This window comes from Candidatus Arthromitus sp. SFB-mouse-Japan, from assembly GCF_000270205.1.
GTDB lineage: Bacteria > Bacillota > Clostridia > Clostridiales > Clostridiaceae > Dwaynesavagella.
The window spans coordinates 1031791-1054585 of record NC_015913.1; the positions used below are offsets into that span (position 1 = coordinate 1031791).

A 22795-nucleotide genomic window follows, 5' to 3' on the forward strand; every position below is an offset into this window, starting at 1 on the left:
CATAGTTTAAACAAATAAAAAACTTCTATCACATTATTTCGTGATAGAAGCTATAGATTTACTTCCCTATTTCCAGTGCTTTCATAAATATTTGTTTATTGGCATTAAAGTTATCAGCATTAGATTCATAAGACCTTGTTGCCAAAATCATTTCAGCCATCTCATTTAATATATTAACATTACTTCCTTCAACAAATCCTTCTTCATTTGCATAGGGATGTGTAGGATCCAAAATCATCTTAGATGGTGCATTGTCCTCCATTATTTTTGAAACTTTAACACCTCTAAATTTATCCAAACCAAACATTGAGCTTTCTAAATGCTCTTGAAACACTGCAATTTTACGTTTATATGCCTCCGTTTTATCTGTTTTAATGGAATTATAATTTGCAATATTTGACGAAATTAAATCCATTCTCATTCTTTCAGCAGCAAGTCCACTTGCACTAATCCTCATAGCTCTAAAAGCATTATTAAGCATAAGTCATCTCCTTTCATACTTTATCTTCCACCTATAATTGTTGAAAGACTTTGATATTTACCGTTTATAGCTGAAACTAAAGTATTATACATCAATGTATTTGCAGCTTGATTAGCCTTTTCTATGTCCAAATCAACATTATTACCATCATTTCTCATAATTGTTGAAGTATCTTGTACAATATCATAATGTTCATTCCCAATCTTCATATGTTTATCATTAGTTGTCTTAAATCCAACTCTCGGTATTTCAAAATTCAAATATTTTTCAAACACAACATCAGAACGTTTAAAATCTTTAGTATTAACATTAACTAAATTATTAGATATAACATCCTTCCTTACAGAAGAAACATCTAAAGCAGTTCTTAACAACTGATACATATTAGACTCCCCCAAGCTATTTTATTTATATAATTTACCCAAAACATCTATCAAATCATTAGGTAAATAAATTGTCTTACTCATATTTTTAATATTAGCTTCAGTTAACATTAACGTCCTAGAAAATTCAAGCATTTCTAAAGCAACATCAGCATCTTCTATTTTACTCTTAGCTCCTGTAACAACTTCCTCTATTGATTCTGATTGCTCAATTTTATCCTCAAAAGTTGCACTTATAGCTCCAAGTTTAGTTCTTGCATTAATAATTTGAGATGTAGCATTGTCTATTTTCTCCAAATTAAAACCAATATCATCTTTAACATTCATACCATCGATCCCCAAATTCTCAATAGATAAATTAAATGATGGTATTTCAGAAAACTCTCCAGAATTTCCAGTTGTTAATACACTTATTAACTTTGGATTACTGTTATCAGTAACATCCTTATTACCTAAAATATTTATTTCATTAAATGAAAAATGTTCAATATCATAACTCATACCCTCAAGAATACTATTAACCTCATTCTGAATAATATCCTTTTCATCACCCTGTATGCTCCCATTTCCTAAACTAATAGTTATCTCCTTGAGTCTTGTAACTCTATCATTAAGAGAACCCATAACACTATCTGCAGACTGAATCATACTTACAGTATCTTGTATATTTCTTCTTGAACTTTGATAACCTCTAATTTCCTTTTCAAAATTTGCAAGCTTAGAAATTCTACTGGGATTATCTTTTGCAGAATTAATTTGTTTCCCAGTTGATATATTTTTTATACTTTTTGAATGATCCGAAATAGTTTTTTTATAAGTCATAAATGTTTTCATAGCATTAGAATTAAAAGTCAACTTCATATTAAAACTCCTCATCTACCAAAAATTAAACACTTCTTAATTTTGATTGCCATTTAAACAAAATATATTTCAGTTCATACTTAAGTATTTGGCTACAAAGCTCGTAATCATCATTACTAAAAGCATCCCCAAAACTCTCAAGTGCAAACCTCAAATCAGTTTCTTCTGAAAATATTCTTAAATTCAATTGTTCATTTTCTTTTATAAATTTAACCAACAATTCTAATTGCTCTCCAAATTCAGCAACATAAGTCTTTGTAATTTCAATATTTTCATTCTTAACAAGAATATCATATACCTGATCCAAAAAATAAGACAATTGAAGTAAATAATTATTACATTCTTCAATAATATCATTATTTAAATTTATCATAATAATTGTTCTCCCATTAATAATATGTTCATTTTTTCGTTAATTATTTCGTGTATCTACGAAAAAAAATAATATATATACTTTTTTAATAACATAGATAACAAATATTTAATATTTGTTATATCAATTTAAACAAAATTATATTAATAGTAATATTGATTAATTTTAATAAGGAGTTTTTTATAAATGGAAAATGGTTTTTTAAAAGAGTTTATAATGATATCCTCTTTTAACACACTTGCATGGTTAATAGTACTAATATTACTTTTTACACTCATGCTTTTTCTTAAAAAGAAACCTATAAACTTCTCAAACAGAATGTTTATAGGTACAGGTTTAGGAATAATTTTAGGATTCGCAATTCAATTTGCAGCTAAATTCCCTAAAAACCCACTTGAAATAACATGGATAAATGAATCCACTAAATGGTTTTCTTTATTTGGGAATGGTTTTATAGATCTAATTAGAATGATTGTAATCCCACTGATTATAATCTCAATCATTCATATAATAATCAGCATGAAAAAAGATGCAAAAATAAAACAACTGACAATTTATACATTAGTAACTCTACTTTCAACTGTTGCTATCTCTGCAGTTGTAGGATTCATAATTTCATACGTATTTAAAATAGGATTAAACTCAACTATAGCTTCTGGATCATCTAATATAAAAGAAGTGCAATCATTAATTGACATATTTAGAAACTTGATTCCAAAAAATCCAATAGAATCCATGGCTAGCTCGAATGTTATTGCTGTTGTTATATTTTCAATTTTTATAGGCACAGCTGCAAAAAAAATGGGAAAAATATATGCAAAAACAATGGAAACATTTAACAAACTGATCGAGGCTTCTCACAAAATAATAGTTAGCATAACAATGAGCATAATAAATTTAATGCCTTATGCTATAATTCCATTATTAGCTAATACAATTGCCCAACGTGGAATTAAATCAATTTTAGATGTTATACTATTTATAGTTGCTTTATATATAGCAGTAATTATAATGTTCTTAGTTCATATGATTCTATTGTCTGTATTTGGATTCAATCCCATTACTTATATCAAAAAAGCCATTCCTGTACTTATACTAGCATTCACATCTAGATCAAGTCTTGGATGCTTACCTGTAACTATTGAAACACTTGAATCTATGGGATGCAATTCATCAACTTCAACTTTTGTTTCTAGTCTAGGTTCAACAACAGGAATGAATGGATGTGCTGGTATTTTCCCTGCAATGCTTATAATAATGATATCAAATATTACTGGTTATCCAATAAACTTAGGATTTATGATAATGGCTTTACTCGTAGTAACAATTAGTTCTATTGGTATAGCTGGTGTTCCTGGTACAGCAACAACAAGTGCATCAATAAATCTCTCAGCTGTTGGACTAGGCCAATATTTTGATTTAACAAGTCCTATACTTGCTGTTGATCCAATCTTAGACATGGCTAGAACAATGCTAAACATAAATGGTGTTTTAACAACTTCTCTAATTGTAGATAAAAATTTAAAACAAATAGATATGAATAAATTCAAAGATATGAATGCTAAAATAGATGGTTCATTTATGTAAAATAAAAAGACAGGAATATATTCCTGTCTTTATTTATCTATGTATTTAATAACTTTAGCTGGAATTCCAGCAATAATAGAATTACTTGGCACATCTTTATTAACAACAGATCCTGCTGCTACAATAGATCCATCATTAACTTTAACGCCAGGTAATATTGTTGACCTAGAACCAATCTAAACGTTCTTACCTATCTTAATCGGAGCTGGATGAAGTATTTCCCTCTTATTTGGATCAAAATCGTGATTCAATGTAGCTAAAATTACATTATGACCAATTAAAACACCATCATCTATATAAATTCCACCCTGATCCTGAAAACAACAACACGAGTTTATAAAAACATTTCTACCAATATTTATATTCTTACCAAAATCAGTATAAAATGGTGGAAATAACATAAAAGTATCATCAACTTTTTTTCCAATTAATCTCGAAAACAATTCAATAATTTCTTCTTTAGTATGATAAGTATAATTAAGATCACTCATTATCTTCCTAGAATGATCATTTACTTTCATCATTAAATTATACATTTCCATCCCACGTATATTATCACCATTTTTGACTTTTTTAAAAAACTCATCTAACTCCATTTTAGAAATTCTCCTATTTTAAATCGTTTTCTTTCATCCTCTTATAAATATCTATAAACTCATTAGCAATAATTTTAAATCCTTCAGCACTCATCAATTGATCCTCAGCATGCATCAAAATCAAACTAAAAGGAAATTCTTCATGATTAGCTTCCATTTGTATTAATCCAGCATGTGCCTTATGTCCTGAATTAAATGCCTCTATACCATCCTTCATTAAATTTTCAGCCATTTCAAAATCGAACTTTTTCGCATGAGAAATAGCCTCAATATAGCACGATCTAGCAGTTCCCACATTAGATATTATTTCAAAACTCTTCAATTCTAAATCTTTCATTGTGGTTAATCCTCCATTTTTTATAAACAAAACTCACAACAAATATCAAATCAATCCTATTCAGATTTATTTAAAACTCTCTGAACAAATACATTTATTTCTTCCATTTTAACACCTGTAAATGTTTCTACTTGAGTTTTAACATTTTCTTGAAGTTCTCTAATAACACTTGGAATCTTTATACCATATTCAACAGCAACACTTATATCTATACTTGTTTTATTGTCACTCAAATTCACTTTAATTCCTTTGGAAATATTCTTCTTATTAAAAGAATTATTACCATTACTATTATTACTAAATAGCGGATATACTCCCTTAATTTCGCTAGCGGCTATACCTGCTATAACAGTTATAACATCATCAGATATTTTAACAACTCCAATACTATTATTCACTTATCCAACCCCTCTACTTAATTACAAAATAATTATATCAAATGACAATTTTAAATACCATATATAAAACAAAAAAACTACTGATACCATATCAGTAGTTTTTTATCTTACTTCTTTAATTCTATCTCTACATTTTTAATTTTAGCTACACTCATAACCACTTCTTGAATTTGCTTTCTTTGACTTTCTGTAAGTTCAGAAGCATTCTTAACAAATATTCTAGCTTTATCATTCTCAATTAAACATAATATTTCTTCAAATCCTTTACCTTTAAGAGCAAGTTCAATTTTAGTTTCATTTTCTTGATCCATAACTAAAGCCATCTTCTGTTTAGCCGCCGTATCTCTATCCATTTGTGATACATTTTCACTATCTATTATTTCTGCTAAATACTCAAGAGTTTCAGCTGATTTCTTATCCCTAACAGATTTTGCTTCGTAGAAGAAGTCATACCCTATTTCATCTTGTTTGGAATTATTTATATTTGCAGCATCATCACCACTATCAGTTATAGATACTGTTCCTAAATCCTGCATTGAACTGTTAACCTTTGCTGCTAATACGCCAGCACATACAATTAATGCTAATAACGCAAGTATAACTCCAGCTTGTTTTTTATTCATAATCAAAATCCCCCTAAATTTTTCAAATTAGTTTTCCATTTTTTAATAATAGTCACTCTTTCATAGGTATGACATTAACCTTACTTTCACTTATATCATAAAGAGAAGACACCATTTTAGTTAATTTATATGAAAGTTTGTTATCATCTGCCCCTTCAGCAACTATAAGTATCCCAACTATCTTAGGATTATATGTTTTCAAAATTAATGGTTCAGTACTATTCCCCTGATTTGACATTACAACCTTAGTGCCATCTTTATTGTTATTATTAACTCTATTTCCTCCATTACTATCGCGTTCTTCTATTACTGTATTCGATTTCTCACTATCAAGTGCTGGAATTCTTTCTTCTCCGCCTTCAAAATGTATAACAACATCAACTTCCCCTACTCCTCTTACTTTAGATAAAATATTTTTTAATTCTAATTTAACTTTATCCTCATAGGAAAATTGAGTATAATCAACCCCATATTTATTTTGCTGCGATATTTCTCCACTTGAAACATTTAACAATGCTGGTGTTGAATTATTAAAATAACTAACTGCAAAAATCATAATTCCAGCTATAATAATTAATATAATCATATAAGTAAATTTATTACTTTTTTTTATAATTTTTTGTTTTATCTTTTCCATCTGCTACTGGACCCCTTAATTTAAATATACCTTTATAATATTTTCTGAAATATTTAACTCATTAGATAAAAATTTTCTTATTTCTTTAGCTTTTGCTCCCTCTTTACTTATAAATTTATTATCTTGTTTATCATCTATAATAACTTCTTCAATCGTTTCTATCTTCTTAACACCATGCTCCTCTACTCTTACAATAACTTCCAATATTTTAAAATCTCCATCCTGATAAACACAAGATGCTTCAAGATCAAATTTATTTTTTTTAAACTTATTTTCCAATATTATTTTACAATTTCTAGAAATATTTTCTTCAAAACTTTCTAAAGTTGTTTTCCTAGCTCTCTCACTATACTCCTCAAAATTATTTTTTAGATAATCATCAAATTTATCAATATAATTTTCATTTACAGCTATGTCCTTATACAAATTATTATCTTGGTTAACAAAATTAATAATTGGATTTATAACAACAACTATAAAAATAAGTCCTAAGACAAATTTTGCATATCTTTTAATACTATTCTCAGGTAAAACAAGTTCTATCGCTGTCATAAACAAGATAGTTACACAAATATCACTTACCCAATCTTTTAAAATTTCCATTTATAATAACTCCTAAACACCTATTATTAATTTCCCTGCAGATGCAATTATAGAAATCATTACAAAAAACAATATAGATACTACTATCACACACGACATTATAAGAATTAATGAATCACCTACAGAACTGATAGCAGAAACTATTCTATTATCAGAAATAGGTTCAATAATGGCTGCAGTTAATCTATATAATGTAGCCATTATAAAAATCTTAATTATTGGAACTAATACAATAGCTATAACAATTATAAGCCCCAAGGAACTAACGGCATTTTTCAAAAGTATAGAGTAACCTGCAACAGTAGCAATTGCATCAGAAATTGCCTTTCCTACTATTGGAACAAAATTATCTACAGCAAATTTAGCTGTTTTAGCTGTTACAATATCTAAAGATTCTGCTGTAAATCCTCTTATTGTAAGCATACTTATAAAAAACGTTATAAAAATTCCCTGAGCCCAAAGTACAATCTGATTGGTATGCTTTATTAAATTTGATATTTTAAAATTATTTGATATATTATTAGCAAACTGTAACATAAATCCTAAAAGTATAATTGGAATCAAAATATTCAAATAAAACGTAGGACCTATGTTCGTAAGCAAAATTATTATTGGATCAAGTGTTGCAACCTGACTAATTCCACCAGCAGATAAAAGTAATGTGCTAAGTACAGGTATCAATACTAATAAAAAATTATTTAACTCTTTTATAGTTTCCTTAGCTATATCAATTCCTATAAGAAAAGTTTTGGAAAGTATTATTATAAGCAGAGCATAGCACGCATAAAAAGCAACATTTGACAATGTTTGATTAGAAAAAGCATTTTGAAGATTCTGTATAAGTGAACAAATAACAGCTATTATTATTACGGTAGAAACTCCCTTTAAGACTAGAATAACTTCCTTTATAATGAATGATGTTATGTTTTTAAATATAGTTTTACCAATACTCATTTTCTCATTTCCATGACTCATAAGTGACTTTACATATTCCTTAGGATCCAAATCTTTCAATATTTCTATATCATCTTTCATGTTAATTATGTAATCATAAAGATTTGATATTTCCTTTTCATTTTCCTTAATTATTTCCTGCATATTATCGTTATTAAATACATTCTCATTATTGCTAATAGTTGCACTAACACTTAAATTCGGTAAAAAAAACAAAGTTAATAAAAAAATTAATAAAAATATTTTCTTTATCATAAATACCTTCCTACATAATGTTTAAAATTGATTGCAAAACAGCCATTAATATGGGAACTGCTAAAAACAATATTAAAATTTTCCCACCGAATTCAACTTTTGAGGCAATATTATTAGATCCTGCATCCTTACATATTTCACTACAAAAAGACGCTATGTAACTTATGGCCAATATTTTTAAAACAATATTTAAATAAACTGTATTTATATTTGCCTTTAATGCCATATCTTGAAGAAATAATATAATCGCATTAAATTTACCAAATATAAACACAAAAATAGAAACACCTACAAATAAGGAAATTATCACGGCCAGATCTTTTCTACTCTGTTGCACAATTATTATAAAAAATAATGCTATTAGTGCAAAAAACGCTATTTTTATAATCTCCATTTAATCACCTACAATTGAAACATTGTCTTAATAGTATTAAATAGATCACCTATAAGTTGTATAACCATAAATAAGATTAAAACTATACCTAAAATATTAGATAATGTTGCGTACTCTTCTCTACCAATACTTTTTAAAACCTTATCAAGAATTGCAATAAGGATTCCAACTCCACCAATTTTAAATATCATAGAAAAATCTAACATTTTACACACTCTCCCTATATGAGAAAAATAACAATCATAGCTCCTACTCCGATTCCTAAAGTACTATAAACTTTTTTATTTTTATTTCTAAATTCTATTGCTTCTATCAATTGATCTTCTATACGTTTTGTAAAAATACAAAATACATTTTCAAATGAATTAAGATTACTGTTTTCAATGTTATTAAAAAAATCATATATCATATCTAAATCAGATTGATTAAGATATAATTTAAGCTTATTCTTTTCAAAAACTCTTCTAACACAATCAACCAAATTATAAAAATCTCCATTTTCAATTTCATCTGCAATCTTATGTAAATTTATACTAAGTTCAGATTTTTGGGGACAGGACTCTCTCAATGCATAAGCTATCGGAGTTCGCATGAATGTTATGTTATTTTTTAACGAATAAAATACTGCTTCAAATTCTTGAAGTTCTTTTACCCTAAATTTGTAACCATTTCCTAATATTATTCCTATAAGAGAAATACACACAAAAATAATTAATAAAGCTATAAATTTCATAGTGATCCTCTCTAAACTATTTTTACTCTTTCTAAAGTTCCAATTCCATTCTTATTACTAAGTATCAAAATACATTTAAATATTTTCTCCATACTAGTATTTAAATTGCTCATACGTAACTTATTATAAAAATCTTCTTCACTGCTACCATGTATTGTTGAAATTATAGATACTCCCGAATTGTAAGCGATCAGCACACTTTCAAAATCCTCTCTTGTTCCAATTTCATCACAAATTATAACTTCAGGAGCCATAGATCTTATAGCAAGAATTATTCCTTTACTTTTTAGGCAATTATCATATACATCAGTTCTGATTCCCACATCTAACTGAGGAATTCCTCTAAAACTAGCTGCTATTTCACTTCTTTCATCTATAACAGATACTTTAAATCCTCTATTAAGAGGACTATCACCATTTGAAATAATCTTAGACAAATCTCTCAATAGAGTTGTTTTTCCACATTTAGGTGGAGAAATTATAAGAGTGTTCAAAATTTCACCACCCTTATATATATAATTAATAAATTTTCTTCCAAATCCCATAACTTCTTTGCATATCCTAATATTTAATGATGAGATATTTTTTAAATATTTTACTTGTCCATTCTCAAAAATCCATTCACCAGTTATTCCAACCCTATGTCCACCTTGTATCGTTATAAACCCCTGTTTTACATCTTCCTCAAAAGCAAAAATAGAATACTTACTAATCTTATTTATGGTAGCTCTAATATCTTCAGCAGAGGTCCTTACAGTTAATACGATTTCTTTATCTGAAAAAATTAATATAACAGGCTTATTAACCTTCAACCTAATCTCTTGCAAATTATTTAGAGATCCACTTTTTTCTAATTGGTACCTTAAATTTATAGAAAATAAATTTATTAACTCATATAAATTACTAATAATACTTAACCTCCTTCCAATAAATTATATTTTTTTATTCTTTTTTTAGTACAAAAACATAAAAAAGTTATTAGTGATATCACTAATAACTTTTTAAATTTATACTATGCCCTTTCCATATATTCTCCGGTTCTAGTATCTATTCTTATTTTATCACCCTCATTTATAAATAAAGGAACTTGGATTACAGTGCCTGTCTCAATTTTAGCTGGTTTTAAAGTATTTGTTGCTGTATTACCTTTAAATCCCGGATCTGTTTCAATAACCTTTAATTCAACAAAATTAGGTGCCTCAACAGAAAAAGCTTCTCCTCTATAAAATTTTATAATAGCATTCATATTTTCTTTTAAATATTTTATTGCATCCTCTACTTTTTCATAATTAAGTGGAATTTGTTCATATGTTTCCAAATCCATAAAATAATATAATGATTCATCATTGTATAAATACTCCATCTCTTTCCTCTCAATAACAGCCTCTTGAAATTTTTCTGATGGATTAAATGTTCTCTCAATAACCCCTCCAGCTATTACATTTCTTAATTTAGTCCTAACAAATGCAGCACCCTTACCTGGTTTTACATGTAAAAAATCTATAACTATGTACACTTGACCATCATATTCAAAAGTAATCCCTTTTCTTAAATCTCCCGCCGTTAACATAACGATAATTAAACCTCCACATCTATTTATTTCGCACATTCATTCTAACAAATTAAATTAATGTATTCAATATATCCAATTACATTTCAGCCGATATGTTCAAGTTGTAATCCAACTTATTTTTTATAATATTTATCCTATTTATTCTTAAATGTGGTATATTGCTCAAAAATTCTAAAAAATTATATGCATCGTTAATATACATATTTTGATTTATATCAAATCTAACCATATCACTATCTAAATACTCAATATTATCTAATATAACATTATTATTTAATAAATCATTCTTAAATTTTAAAAATTCATTTTCTTTAGCCTGTTTAAATTCAATTTCAGATGAAACAATATTGTCTTGTATTAATCTAAATTTATCTACTTTAATTTTAGTCACCATATTTATACATATCATAATAAATAGGAAAAAAATTAAAATTCCCAATACAAATTTATATCTCCTAATTACCTTATTCATCTTTTCTTTATACCCCTATATCTATTTTATATAAGTATAAACCGTCATTTTCTGACATATATTCATAAGACTTAATATATAAATTAGCTTGTATTAAATTATCCACTATGCTATATATATATTTTTTATCTGCAATTCTAACATTAATACTTATATTATCTAAAGTATATTCTATATTTTCTATAAACAATTTCATACTATCAAGTAATAATAAAATAATATCAACACTGTTTTTATGTTCAACCTGTAGATCACTTATAATTTTAGATTGTTTTGAATTCAATAGATTACTATATGTTTTTCTATTTATCAAAATATTTCCGGATACTCCTCCTATTAATATTAAAACTATACAAATATAGGATAAATATTTTTTATGCGTTCTTTTTAAAATTCTCTCTCTTTTTCCAAAACTTAAAAAATTTACTCCTGATATAGTCATGTTCCCTTAATATTTCCTCCACAGTATGATTTGAAAATATACATTTAAATTTGTAATTACATGATATATTTTCTTGATCACAATTCAAAAAATATATATCATTATTAATTGAAACATTAAATTCTTTCTTAACATATTGCATGCTATCAATTATATAAATATCCAAATTATTAAAAGTATCTGCATTTATATAATCATTTAATAATATTAACGAATTTCTAAACATAATAATATTATAATTTGAACTATCTATCTTATTTATTAAAATTCCATTTTTTGTATTAAACTTATTCGATATATATTCAACTATTATAAATTGTAAAGGTCTAACCACCAAATAAGACTTATCTATATATTTTAAAATTTCTTGTACATCTTTTTTTATCTTCATAGCATACAGTAATATTCGTACTTGCCCATTATTAATGTCAGAATCCAAAAGAAAATAATCATATAATATATCATCATTAAAACTATTAAAATAAAATTTTAATGAATTCAAAATTCTATCACCTATATAATTATCTAAAGGCATAAATAAAGACTTAATTAAAAAATCTCTAACTTCGAATATAATAATAGAATTTTTTATATTAAATTTATTTATATCTTTAATATAAACATCCGAGATATTAGATTTTTCATATTTATTTGTTATTTTTTTAAAATATATATCAAATTTATCCTTATTATAATATATTAAATTCTTCATAATCCCTCCAAAATACTAAATTCTAAAAATACGAGCAAGATCTAAATTAATATCTCTCCCATTTTCTTTAGCGTAAAAATAGTATCCTTTTTTATCCTCATCACTATAATACAGTAGAATTTTATCTCCATTTGGATTAATGATATTTCCTAAACTAAAGTTCAATATATATAAATTTCCCTTAAACAATTTAATATTATTATTCTTGATGTAGTCTAAAAACGTAACACCTTCAACTATTAAAGATTCATCAATAGCCCTATAATAATCATCCTTATAAATTTTAAGTTTAGATATAAAATTATTAATTGGATCTATCATGCCTACTTCAGAAATATTTTCATAATCCAAATAAGTAGAAATATTTTTGCTCATATAATTTGAATTCATTATTAAACTGAAAATTAATGTTAATACCATCAAAAATGGTATATAAACTACCCCTCTTTTTTTCAATTCAATCAGATATTATAAGACATAAGTGAAATTGGTTTTATTAACTCTATATCCCCCAATAAGATCTTAATAAAAACTAAATTTCCATTCTTATAAATTCTAAAATCATCTACATTCTTAAGTAAATTAGTTACATTTCTATCATCATATTTTAAAGTTATCGTTCCATTTCCAAAAGTTATATCCCGTTTTTTTACTTCACATTGTGAAGTACTTATAGGAATAATTTTTTTATAGGATATCTTCTTATCACTATTAACTTTAAAATCAAATGCATATTCATTAAGTTCACTATTTAAAAATACTTCTAACTCTCTAATTTTTAAAACATTCGTAAGATATATTAATATTGGAAATAAGATATTTAACACTACTTATAATATAATTATTCATAGATACAGCAATAACAACGAATATCGATAGACTTATAATCGATTCTAAAAGCATATGCCCTCTCTTTTTATGCCTTATAATATTAAATACACCTCCAATACTAAATTTCTAATTTATCCTTAAATATCATTTGGTCGTCTTTAATGTACTCTATAGTAATATCATTCATATATTCATCAAAATACAAACGAAAGTATTCAGAATTATCGCATTTGTAATTTTCGAAATATTGATTAAGTTCTTTATATTTATCAAGTTTTATATTATTTGCATTTATGTAAGTATCTCCTTTAATATGAATATATTGGTTATTAAAAAACAATTCATATTTTATGATATCAATCTTGTTTATAATATCTTTCGTCAATAATATAGATCGCATAGCCTTAACATTTATATTTATAACCCTCGAAATTGAAATATAAAGCATCGTTATTAATAATATTGAAAATAAATTTTTGAATAAAATAGATCCTCTCTTTTTATACTTATGCATAATTAACTTTTCCTGTTATAGTTGAAATTGTTATTTTATTTAACTTATCGCAAAAATAATATGAAAATGTTGCTCCTCTAGTTATTACACCGTTATCTTCTATAATTAATCTCGAATTATAAATTCCATTGAAACTTGCCATCCTTATCTGCTTTGGAAAATCAAATCTATCTACAACTTCATTACGATTATTTGCTAATAACATTCTTTTCTCATAAAATCTCAAAATATAAACACTAGAATCATTAACTGCAGAATATTTACCTCTATTAACAAAATCTATAAATTCCAATTTAAATTTTGTATGCATATAATTATTGTACATTTTCTTAAACATACCTACGTTAAGTGCTAATCCACCCACTATAACCATCAATATCATCAACGAAGTTAAATTTTCTATCAATATCATTCCTCTCTTTTTCATATCATCCACCCCACAAAGAGTTAAAATTTTCATATGATATCAAAGGAATAATAAATATTGAAATAAAAATTAAAACAATAAGGCCACAAATAACTATAAATATTGGTTCTATTAATTTTGTATATCTTTCCATACTCTCATAATGCTTTTTAGAGTAAGTTGTCCAAATATTTTTTAATGCTAAAACTAATTTTGAACTCTTTTCACCAATACTTATTATAGAGATAATTTCTGGATCAAAAATCTTACTATTTGTTAATGACTCACAAAAATCAAATCCTTGATTAATTTCCCCATAAATATAACTTGCATATTTGCTACAATCATCATTATCTAAATTACTAATTATCTTTAGTGCTGTAGCTAAATCTATCCCACTATCTATTATGTAATACAACATTTGAATAAATTTTAATTGACACTTCTTAAAATGAATCTTCCTAATTATAGAAATCTTAAATATTAACTTTGTAAAATATACTTTACTCTTAAATAATGTAATTAATAAAATTACGCCAGATATCACTAATATACAAAATAAAAAATAATTATCTTTAATAAATAAACACACATCTATAAAAATCCGGCTCATATTTGGTAAATTGGAAATTTGTGATTGAAATGAATTAAAATAACTAGGTATAAAAACTAAAATACATAGATTAAACATAATTATTAAAAATGTAGATAATAAAATAGGATATGACATAGAGGATTTAATTTTACTTGATATATTAATCTTATCTTCATAGTATTTACTTAAATTATTAAGCACATCTGCTAACTTACCTGTCTCTTCACTAACTGATATCAAAGATAGAAATATATTATCCAATTTATAATTTGTCTTATTAAGAGCATCATATAATAAGTTTCCATTTAATAACTTATTATATAATGAATCATAAAACTTAGTATAAGATTTCAATTTTGTATTGTTTGAATTATTCCTAAAAATTAAAATCGATTCTGTTAACGATATACCACTTTTTACTAAAAAGTATAGATCTTCACAAAATCTTTTGTACCAAATAGTTTTTAATTTTTTCTTAAGAACAAATATTTTCGGAATCTTAATCTTTAAATAAATTTTTGACTTGCATTCATTCAAAAAATCCCTAAAATTACCCCCATAAATTTTAAATTTAAATTCTCTCCCTTCCTTAACCAAAACAATATAATTATCCATCATCTCAAAATCTCCAAATCTTTTATATAAACTTCTCCACTATTAATAAGAGTTTCAACATTTTGGCTAAAAGAGTATTCAAAATATTTCGTATTGATATATTCCCTTATATATGCCATTGGTTTCTTTTTCAAAAGCATTTCCTTTATTATATCATCTATTATCAAAATCTCACTTAATAAAATTCTTCCACTATAACCTGTAAATTTACATTTTTCACATCCATGTGGTGAATAATATTTTGCTTTTTCGTACTTCTTGTTAAATACAATCATCTCATCAATACTTTTTTTCTTTTTACAATTACATAACTTTTTTACAAGTCTTTGAGATATAACTAAATCCAATGCATCTATAGCTAAAAATTCATTAACTCCTAAATCAATTAATCTTGTTATTACAGACAATGAATCCTTAGCATGTATTGTTGAAAAAACTTTATGTCCAACTACAGAAGACGACACAGCAACTTTCGCGGTTTCTTCATCACGAATTTCTCCAATCATCAATACATCTGGATCATGCCTTAATATGTTTCTTGATATTTCATTAAATGTTAAACCTGCTTTCTCATTAATAGAACTTTGATTTATTCCCTCAATTTCATATTCAACTGGGTCTTCTATGGTATAAATACTTATCCTCTCACTATTTATACTTTCTATAAATTTATATAAGGTCGTTGACTTACCACTACCGGTAGGACCCGATAATATAATCATTCCATTCTTTTTCGAAAGATATCTTTCTATAATTTTAATTTGCTCTTCACCAAATCCAAGATCACTTATATCCTCATATTCATTCTTGTTATTATGAATCCTAATAGAAATCTTCTCTCCTTTAGATGTAAGAAGTGTTGCAACCCTCAAATTATATTTAAAATCATTGTATTTATATGTAATTTTACCATCTTGAGATATCCTCTTTTCCGTTATATCTAAATTGCTCATAACTTTTATCTTCGTTGATATGAATTTATATACCCGAGGTGAAACGCATTTAAATAATTCAAGCTCACCATTACGTCTAAAACGAATATTAGCTCCAGATTTATTTGGCTCAATATGTATATCACTTACTTTCATGTCTATTGCCAATCTAAGAGTATCGTCATACACATCCTCTAAGTTGTCCTCTGATAAGTTTTGTCGTGATTTAAAAATTTCATAATAATGACATATATTTTCTGCCACAGTCTCCTTAGTGTGAATGTACGGAACAATGTTATCATTAAACATAATTTTTAAATCATTAATAACTTTATCTATAATTTCCGAACAAATTATTATAACTCCATTATTGTATCTCCTAATTGGAAGAACATTAAATTTTGTCGCAAAATCATAATTAACATAATTTAATAAATCTAATTCAATATCTTCTAAAACCAAAATAATCACCTCGACAATTAAATGTATTTTGATTATTTCATTAATTTTTAAAAATATACAAGCTTGTCTGAAAGAATAAAATTTTTCATATGTTTGTGTTATAATCTAGAATGAGGTGATATTTATGCCATTAGACGGAATTTTCTTACATTCATTAATTGATGAAATAAGACCTAAGATAATAAATGGTAAGATTAGAAAGATTAATCAATTTGATAAATATAGTTTTATTTTAAATATTAGGTGTAATGGTGAAAATCAAAATTTATTAATAAGTTCGAATTCTAAATATAATTCAATAAACCTAACTAATCAAAAATATGAAACACCTAAATCTAACCTTATGTTTTCAATAATTTTAAAAAAGTACATATTAAATGGAACAATCAATAATATTTCTCAAGTGGAAAATGATCGAATTTTAAAATTAGATATAGAAAATAGGAATGAACTTGGGGATGTAAATAAATTTGAATTAATAATTGAACTTATGGGAAAACATAGCAATGTTTCACTCATAGAAAAAGATACCCAAAAAGTATTAGATTCTATAAAACATCTTTCTTTAAATAATAATTCTTATAGGACTCTTATGCCAAATTCAATTTATAAGTACCCTCCAAAAGACAACTTGAAATTAAATCCAATGGATTTTACAATACAAAACTTTAAAAAGATATCAAACATCATAGAAAACAATCCATTAATGTATTCAAAAATATTTCAGGGTGTTTCTCCTCAACTATCAAAGTTTATATTTGAGTTAATCTCCAATGAATCATTTGATAAAAAATTTGAAGTTCTCAGTAAAATATTCAAAAATATTAAGATTCAGCCCACCCTATATAAAATTAATAATACTTATAAAGATTTTTATAGTTTTGACATTAATATAAGTGATGATAAAACTATAAAACAAGACTTAAACAGTTTGATAGATGATTTTATTATAAATAAAAATTCATCTGATGATATGAATGGAAAAGTCACAAATATACGAAAAATTATAAACTCTGTCATACAAAAATCTTCTAAAAAAATCTCAATTTTTAAGTCTGCAATTAAAGATAGTGAAAATAAAGATAAATTTAAACTCTATGGTAATTTAATCTCCTCAAATATATACATGCTAAAGGGTGGAGAAGATCATATAATAGCTCAAAATTATTTTAGTAAAGAATTAGAAGAAATCAAAATCCCATTAAATCCTAAAATTAACGCTTCTCAAAATATAGAATATTATTATAAGAAATTCAAAAAACTTAAAAAATCCGAAGAAATAAATCTAAATAATATTTTAGCATGCGAAAAAGAAATTGATTATTTAAATTCTGTTTTACTCAATCTAGACAATATACAAAATAACAATGATATTGATGATATAAGAATAGAACTTGGTCAAAGCGGATACTTGAAAGTTATAAAAACAAAGAACAAAGATAATATAATAAAATCATCACCACATCATTATATAACATCAAATGGCATTTCAATTTTTGTTGGAAAAAATAATATACAAAACGAGTCATTAACTTTCAAAATTTCAAAAAAAGACTATATTTGGTTTCACGTTAAAAATATCGCTGGTAGCCATGTTATCCTTGCACATAATAATCCAAATGATAAATTAATAGAAATAGCGTCAATGTTAGCAGCATTTTATAGCAAGGCATCATCATCTTCAAATGTTCCTATTGATTATACTAAAGTAAAAAACGTCAAAAAAATGCCACATGCAAAACCAGGAATGGTTATTTACACATCATATAATACGGCTTATGTTACTCCTCCTAAGGACATAAATGAACTCAATCTGACAATAAAATCCTGATTATTTTGATACATAAATCATAATTAAAGGTTAAATAATATAAGTGTATTCTAAAATAAAAGGTGGTTATATTATGGGAAGAAATGTTCAAGATCATGTTGATTCAAGTATAAGTTCAATGCAAAATGTAATAAGTGCTTTGCAAAAAGCTGAATGTAACTGTGAAAAAGAATCTAATAAGAAAGTTATAAGATCAGCAATAGAATCTATAAATTGTGCTTGTGATCATCTTTGTGAATACTGCGATTAAAACAAAAAATCCTATGAAAATTATCATAGGATTTTTATTATTTATTGTGTGCTGGAACATTCTTATCTACAACTACTTGTTTCTCTACCCAAGTATTATTTTCATATGTTAAATCAAAAGCCTTACCAAAACCTTTAACTAATCTTCCACTCAAGATATCTATTTCGAAAAAATCGAAATCCATTCCATATAATACTTCCATCATTCTCTTTCCATGTATTTCTTCAAACTTTTCCTTAATACAGTCTGAAATTTCATCAAGTTTCTTTGCATTACCCTTGAAGCTTACTCTTTCCCTTGCAAATAAGTTTTGAGATTTAGACTCATCACTTATAACCATTAAACTTACGTTACCATTTTTCTGTATATTGCTATGATGATCTGCAATTCTACTTATATAAATATAAATTTTATTATCTACCATTACATATGGCGAATAACTTATTTGTGGAAATCCATCACCATTAATAGATGAAATCATTATAGTTTTTTGTGAATTTAAAATTTCTTTCATTTAATTTCCCTCCAATATTTTAAGATTTATAATTACTAATTGGTATTATTATTGATTTATTTTTGTACTCACATATATGACAATTTATATCATATACCTCTCTTAAATTTTCGCAATTTATAACTTCTTTAGGTTTACCATAATCAAAAACTCTGCCACCCTTCATTAATATAATCTTATCACTATATTGAATAGCTTGATTCAAATCATGTAAAACCATAACTATAGTTATACTTTTGCTACTATTTATATCTTTAATAAGTCCCATAAGTTCCAATTGATGTGATATATCCAAATATGTTGTCGGTTCATCTAATAGCAGTAAATTCGGAGTTTGCGCAAGAGCCATAGATATCCAAACCCTCTGTCTTTCCCCACCAGATAAACTATTAATATTCGTATTCCTATATTTAAAAACTTTTGTGTATTTCATAGCTTGCTCTACTATTTCACAATCTATATTACTTTTCTTCTCATACCATCTCTTATGTGGAGATCTACCATAGTAAACTAATTGTTCTACTGTTATATCTCCTATCAACTCATTATGTTGCGATAAAATAGCCACTTGTTTTGAAAAATCTTTTAAAGATTTAGAATAAATATTTTTATCTTCAAAATAAATATCTCCAGATAAAGGTTTAAGATATCGAGTTAAACAATTAAGAAGAGTAGATTTACCTGAACCATTAGGTCCTAAAATTGTTACAATTTCTCCTCTTTGTATCTCAATAGATAATTTTTCTATTATAACCTTATCCTCATATCCAACTTTTAAATCTTTTACACTTAACAAAGATTCCTACTCTCCTTTCTTTTTTCTTAACAAATATAGGAAAAACGGTGCTCCTAACAATGACATTATTATACCAACAGGTAATTCTAAACTTCCACCTATCACCCTAGATAATGTATCAGCTAAAAGTACAATTATCCCTCCAAAAGAGATAGCCAGCGGTAAAGAATATTTATAATCATATCCAACTATCATTCTACAAATATGTGGTATTACAAGTCCAACAAATCCTATAATACCAACAATTGATGTACATACCGCTGCCAAAAATACCCCAACTATTGATACAAACAATCTCAAATGTGTAATATTAAAACCTAAATTCAAAATTGTTTTCTCTCCAAGAGCCAATATATTAGCTGGCTTTATACAAAATAAAGCTAGCAACAATCCAATAATAACATAAACACTTAAAACTTTAAAATCAGCCCATGTTTTCTGTGACAAACTCCCATTCAACCAAAGCAAAGCACTTTGTATCCTATCACTATAAAAAATCGTAAATATTGATATCACACTTCCAAATACAGAATTAATAGCAACACCAGATAGTATTATTCTACTTGGAGAAATTCCGCCATCTTTCCATGCTAATAAAAACACTAATGCACATGCTATAAGTCCACCTAAAAAAGATGCTATAGGTAATCCATAAGAAAATGATGGCAACGCTAAAAGTATTATAATCGCTACAACACTAGCTCCTGAAGACACTCCAGTTATACCTGGATCTGCTAATGGGTTTTTCATAACAGACTGTAAAAGCATACCCGATACAGATAAACTAGCACCAACTAAAACAGCAATGAGATTCCTTGGCAATCTAATCTCATAAATTATCACATTTAATAAGTCATTTCCATTTCCAAAAAGCGATAATAAAATCTCTTTTAATCCGAACTTTACACTACCAAAAGCACACAATACAAATGTCAAAATTAATAACACTATATATGAAATTATTATAATCGTTATAGATTTTTTTCTATTAACCATTAAATATTTCTCCAAGTTTAGTCAATGCTTGATCAATGTAAATATTTGCTGATGTTCCAAATAAGTTAGAGTCTAAATTATAAATCTTATTATTCTTTATAGCATCTAAATTTCTCCATGCTGGATTCTCTTCAAATAATTTTTCAAGCGACTTATTGGCTTCTTCTATATTTCCATGTCCAAAAGTCAGTATTACATCTGGCTGATTTACAAGTAATTGTTCCAAATTTAAGTTAACATAATTATTCACTGCCTGCATGTCTGAATTACTTTCCATTATCTCATTAGCTATATTTTTTAATCCTAAAGCCTTGACCAAACTTCCCACATAAGAATCTTCAGTTGCAAGCATATTACTCTCAGAAGTACCGAATATTATAGCAACCTTCAAATCTTCACTTACTCCACTTAAATTATTTATCGGCTCTCTAAACCTTTGTACTAACTTATTTGCCTGTTCTTCCTTGTTTATCTTTTTCCCCAATTCTTCTATATCATGTAAAAATTTGTCATAAGTAGAAGTATCAATATAAAACGTATCAATTCCATATTGTTTTGCTGAATCTTCAATTTTATCTTTAAACAAATAATCACCAATCAAAAGTTCTGTTCCAACAGAGAGTACCTTTTCAAAATCTGGAGAAAAAGAACTTCCTATCTCAGGAATATCAACATATTCATTTGGTAATTCTAATTTAGTTGTCGGTCTACCAACTATTTTTTGATTCATTTCAGATAAAACATGAGAAATTGAAACACTAGCTACAGATATTTTAATTTCATTCTGTTCCTCATTAACTCCAACATTACTACTAGTTGTAACATTATCTTTATATGTTTGTTCAGTGGAACTACATCCAACAAGTAAAAAAACAGTTAAAATAATACTCGATACTTTTTTAAAACTCATAAAACATACTCCAATATTTACTAATATTATTAATACTGATAATCAAAATCATTTATTTTATCGTTAATTTTAGGAGCAATATCAACTATTGCTCCTTTCAGTTCTTATATTAAAGTTTTCCAACTAAGTCAATTCCTGGTTTTAAAGTTTCACTTCCAGGTTTCCATTTAGCTGGGCAAACTTGATCTCCATATTGAGCTACAAATTGGCTAGCTTGTAACTTACGAAGTAATTCTGATGCATTTCTTCCAACGTTACCCGCGTTAACTTCATAACATACTATCTTACCTTCTGGGTTAACGATGAAAGATCCACGCTCAGCTAATCCATTTTCATCTATGTATACTTCAAAGTCTTTTGAAAGTACATGAGTTGGGTCAGCAAGCATAACATATTTGATCTTTTTAATGCTATCAGATGCATCATGCCAAGCCTTATGAACAAAGTGTGTATCTGTAGAAACTGAATAAACTTCGCAGTTATTATTCTTAAATTCTTCGTAAAGATCTGACAAGTCTTCTAACTCTGTAGGACATACAAATGTAAAATCTGCTGGATAAAAGAAAAATACACTCCATTTTCCTAAAACATCATTCTTAGTTACTGTTTTAAATTCACCATTGCAAAGTGATTGTACGCTAAAATCAGAAATTTCTTTGTTTATTAATGACATAATAGTAACTCCTTTTTATATTTTATTTGATAGTCACATTATAACAAATAAAAAAC

At 26.3% G+C, this 22795-nt stretch carries 33 protein-coding genes; 3 read left to right on the forward strand and 30 right to left on the reverse strand.

Annotated elements, in window-relative coordinates; genetic code table 11:
* Positions 1-58: 58 nt before the first annotated feature.
* The 4 genes from flgC to SFBM_RS04990 are packed head-to-tail and all read right to left on the reverse strand — an operon-like array spanning position 59 to position 2098.
* Positions 59-481, reverse strand: a complete 423-nt coding sequence (gene flgC, locus SFBM_RS04975) for a flagellar basal body rod protein FlgC (RefSeq protein WP_005805921.1) — start codon at positions 479-481, stop codon at positions 59-61.
* Positions 482-501: 20 nt separating this feature from the next.
* Entirely contained in the window at positions 502-864 is a 363-nt protein-coding gene (gene flgB / locus SFBM_RS04980) for a flagellar basal body rod protein FlgB (protein WP_005805919.1), read from the reverse strand.
* Positions 865-885: 21 nt separating this feature from the next.
* The gene (locus SFBM_RS04985) at positions 886-1725 is read right to left on the reverse strand and encodes a flagellin (RefSeq protein WP_007440450.1); all 840 of its coding nucleotides are present in this window, start codon (positions 1723-1725) and stop codon (positions 886-888) included.
* Positions 1726-1750: 25 nt separating this feature from the next.
* Complete coding sequence (locus tag SFBM_RS04990) at positions 1751-2098, reverse strand: hypothetical protein (RefSeq protein WP_005805915.1); 348 nt, start codon at positions 2096-2098, stop codon at positions 1751-1753.
* 186 nt (positions 2099-2284) lie between these two features.
* Here SFBM_RS04990 and SFBM_RS04995 point away from each other — a divergent pair, with 186 nt between their 5' ends.
* On the forward strand, positions 2285-3685 hold the full coding sequence (locus tag SFBM_RS04995) for a cation:dicarboxylate symporter family transporter (RefSeq protein ID WP_005805913.1): 1401 nt from the start codon (positions 2285-2287) through the stop codon (positions 3683-3685).
* A 176-nt stretch (positions 3686-3861) separates the two neighbouring features.
* Here SFBM_RS04995 and SFBM_RS05000 read toward each other — a convergent pair whose 3' ends face one another.
* The 21 genes from SFBM_RS05000 to SFBM_RS05100 form a co-directional block, all read right to left on the reverse strand.
* The gene (locus tag SFBM_RS05000; RefSeq protein WP_005805909.1) at positions 3862-4281 is read right to left on the reverse strand and encodes a hypothetical protein; all 420 of its coding nucleotides are present in this window, start codon (positions 4279-4281) and stop codon (positions 3862-3864) included.
* A 13-nt stretch (positions 4282-4294) separates the two neighbouring features.
* A complete protein-coding gene (locus SFBM_RS05005) occupies positions 4295-4618 on the reverse strand; it encodes a PTS lactose/cellobiose transporter subunit IIA (protein ID WP_005805908.1) in 324 nt (107 codons plus the stop codon).
* Between the two features lie 56 nt (positions 4619-4674).
* Entirely contained in the window at positions 4675-5016 is a 342-nt protein-coding gene (locus SFBM_RS05010) for an Asp23/Gls24 family envelope stress response protein (protein WP_005805906.1), read from the reverse strand.
* Between the two features lie 107 nt (positions 5017-5123).
* Positions 5124-5639, reverse strand: coding sequence for a SpoIIIAH-like family protein (locus SFBM_RS05015; protein WP_005805903.1), 516 nt, complete (start codon positions 5637-5639; stop codon positions 5124-5126).
* Between the two features lie 52 nt (positions 5640-5691).
* Positions 5692-6276, reverse strand: a complete 585-nt coding sequence (gene spoIIIAG / locus SFBM_RS05020) for a stage III sporulation protein AG (RefSeq protein ID WP_005805901.1) — start codon at positions 6274-6276, stop codon at positions 5692-5694.
* Between the two features lie 15 nt (positions 6277-6291).
* The gene (gene spoIIIAF, locus SFBM_RS05025) at positions 6292-6879 is read right to left on the reverse strand and encodes a stage III sporulation protein AF (RefSeq protein ID WP_005805899.1); all 588 of its coding nucleotides are present in this window, start codon (positions 6877-6879) and stop codon (positions 6292-6294) included.
* Positions 6880-6891: 12 nt separating this feature from the next.
* Complete coding sequence (gene spoIIIAE / locus SFBM_RS05030; RefSeq protein ID WP_005805898.1) at positions 6892-8088, reverse strand: stage III sporulation protein AE; 1197 nt, start codon at positions 8086-8088, stop codon at positions 6892-6894.
* 10 nt (positions 8089-8098) lie between these two features.
* A complete protein-coding gene (gene spoIIIAD / locus SFBM_RS05035; RefSeq protein WP_005805896.1) occupies positions 8099-8482 on the reverse strand; it encodes a stage III sporulation protein AD in 384 nt (127 codons plus the stop codon).
* Between the two features lie 8 nt (positions 8483-8490).
* Positions 8491-8688, reverse strand: a complete 198-nt coding sequence (gene spoIIIAC / locus SFBM_RS05040; RefSeq protein ID WP_005805894.1) for a stage III sporulation protein AC — start codon at positions 8686-8688, stop codon at positions 8491-8493.
* Positions 8689-8702: 14 nt separating this feature from the next.
* Positions 8703-9215 carry a stage III sporulation protein AB gene (locus SFBM_RS05045; RefSeq protein WP_005805892.1) on the reverse strand — a complete coding sequence of 171 codons (513 nt, stop codon included), beginning with the start codon at positions 9213-9215 and terminating at the stop codon, positions 8703-8705.
* Between the two features lie 11 nt (positions 9216-9226).
* On the reverse strand, positions 9227-10087 hold the full coding sequence (spoIIIAA, locus tag SFBM_RS05050; RefSeq protein WP_242821366.1) for a stage III sporulation protein AA: 861 nt from the start codon (positions 10085-10087) through the stop codon (positions 9227-9229).
* A 140-nt stretch (positions 10088-10227) separates the two neighbouring features.
* Positions 10228-10785, reverse strand: coding sequence for an elongation factor P (efp, locus tag SFBM_RS05055; RefSeq protein WP_007439853.1), 558 nt, complete (start codon positions 10783-10785; stop codon positions 10228-10230).
* 79 nt (positions 10786-10864) lie between these two features.
* Positions 10865-11260, reverse strand: a complete 396-nt coding sequence (locus SFBM_RS05060; protein WP_005805887.1) for a hypothetical protein — start codon at positions 11258-11260, stop codon at positions 10865-10867.
* A gap of 7 nt (positions 11261-11267) precedes the next feature.
* On the reverse strand, positions 11268-11573 hold the full coding sequence (locus tag SFBM_RS05065) for a hypothetical protein (RefSeq protein WP_007439852.1): 306 nt from the start codon (positions 11571-11573) through the stop codon (positions 11268-11270).
* Positions 11574-11634: 61 nt separating this feature from the next.
* Positions 11635-12414 carry a hypothetical protein gene (locus SFBM_RS05070; protein WP_005805882.1) on the reverse strand — a complete coding sequence of 260 codons (780 nt, stop codon included), beginning with the start codon at positions 12412-12414 and terminating at the stop codon, positions 11635-11637.
* 15 nt (positions 12415-12429) lie between these two features.
* On the reverse strand, positions 12430-12789 hold the full coding sequence (locus SFBM_RS05075) for a hypothetical protein (protein WP_242821619.1): 360 nt from the start codon (positions 12787-12789) through the stop codon (positions 12430-12432).
* 86 nt (positions 12790-12875) lie between these two features.
* Entirely contained in the window at positions 12876-13241 is a 366-nt protein-coding gene (locus SFBM_RS05080) for a hypothetical protein (protein WP_014017980.1), read from the reverse strand.
* 122 nt (positions 13242-13363) lie between these two features.
* Positions 13364-13759, reverse strand: a complete 396-nt coding sequence (locus tag SFBM_RS05085) for a hypothetical protein (protein ID WP_005805877.1) — start codon at positions 13757-13759, stop codon at positions 13364-13366.
* On the reverse strand, positions 13752-14186 hold the full coding sequence (locus tag SFBM_RS05090) for a hypothetical protein (RefSeq protein ID WP_007439850.1): 435 nt from the start codon (positions 14184-14186) through the stop codon (positions 13752-13754). Before SFBM_RS05090 ends, SFBM_RS05085 begins: the two co-directional genes overlap by 8 nt.
* A gap of 1 nt (position 14187) precedes the next feature.
* Positions 14188-15378, reverse strand: coding sequence for a type II secretion system F family protein (locus SFBM_RS05095; protein ID WP_005805873.1), 1191 nt, complete (start codon positions 15376-15378; stop codon positions 14188-14190).
* Positions 15375-16778: a GspE/PulE family protein gene (locus SFBM_RS05100; protein WP_005805871.1), complete on the reverse strand. Its 1404-nt coding sequence runs from the start codon at positions 16776-16778 to the stop codon at positions 15375-15377. The genes SFBM_RS05095 and SFBM_RS05100 overlap by 4 nt, the downstream gene beginning before the upstream one ends.
* A gap of 115 nt (positions 16779-16893) precedes the next feature.
* Between SFBM_RS05100 and SFBM_RS05105 the strand changes: the two genes are divergently transcribed.
* Both SFBM_RS05105 and SFBM_RS08060 read left to right on the forward strand, forming a co-directional pair.
* Complete coding sequence (locus tag SFBM_RS05105; RefSeq protein WP_005805869.1) at positions 16894-18600, forward strand: Rqc2 family fibronectin-binding protein; 1707 nt, start codon at positions 16894-16896, stop codon at positions 18598-18600.
* 73 nt (positions 18601-18673) lie between these two features.
* The gene (locus tag SFBM_RS08060; RefSeq protein WP_007439848.1) at positions 18674-18850 is read left to right on the forward strand and encodes a hypothetical protein; all 177 of its coding nucleotides are present in this window, start codon (positions 18674-18676) and stop codon (positions 18848-18850) included.
* A 37-nt stretch (positions 18851-18887) separates the two neighbouring features.
* Here SFBM_RS08060 and SFBM_RS05110 read toward each other — a convergent pair whose 3' ends face one another.
* From SFBM_RS05110 to ahpC, 5 genes are all read right to left on the reverse strand, one after another.
* A complete protein-coding gene (locus SFBM_RS05110) occupies positions 18888-19364 on the reverse strand; it encodes a HugZ family protein (protein ID WP_005805865.1) in 477 nt (158 codons plus the stop codon).
* 19 nt (positions 19365-19383) lie between these two features.
* The gene (locus tag SFBM_RS05115; protein ID WP_005805862.1) at positions 19384-20160 is read right to left on the reverse strand and encodes an ABC transporter ATP-binding protein; all 777 of its coding nucleotides are present in this window, start codon (positions 20158-20160) and stop codon (positions 19384-19386) included.
* A gap of 6 nt (positions 20161-20166) precedes the next feature.
* Entirely contained in the window at positions 20167-21156 is a 990-nt protein-coding gene (locus tag SFBM_RS05120; RefSeq protein ID WP_005805860.1) for a FecCD family ABC transporter permease, read from the reverse strand.
* A complete protein-coding gene (locus SFBM_RS05125; RefSeq protein WP_005805857.1) occupies positions 21149-22066 on the reverse strand; it encodes an ABC transporter substrate-binding protein in 918 nt (305 codons plus the stop codon). Before SFBM_RS05125 ends, SFBM_RS05120 begins: the two co-directional genes overlap by 8 nt.
* A gap of 109 nt (positions 22067-22175) precedes the next feature.
* Positions 22176-22739 carry an alkyl hydroperoxide reductase subunit C gene (gene ahpC / locus SFBM_RS05130; RefSeq protein WP_005805855.1) on the reverse strand — a complete coding sequence of 188 codons (564 nt, stop codon included), beginning with the start codon at positions 22737-22739 and terminating at the stop codon, positions 22176-22178.
* Positions 22740-22795 lie beyond the last annotated feature (56 nt).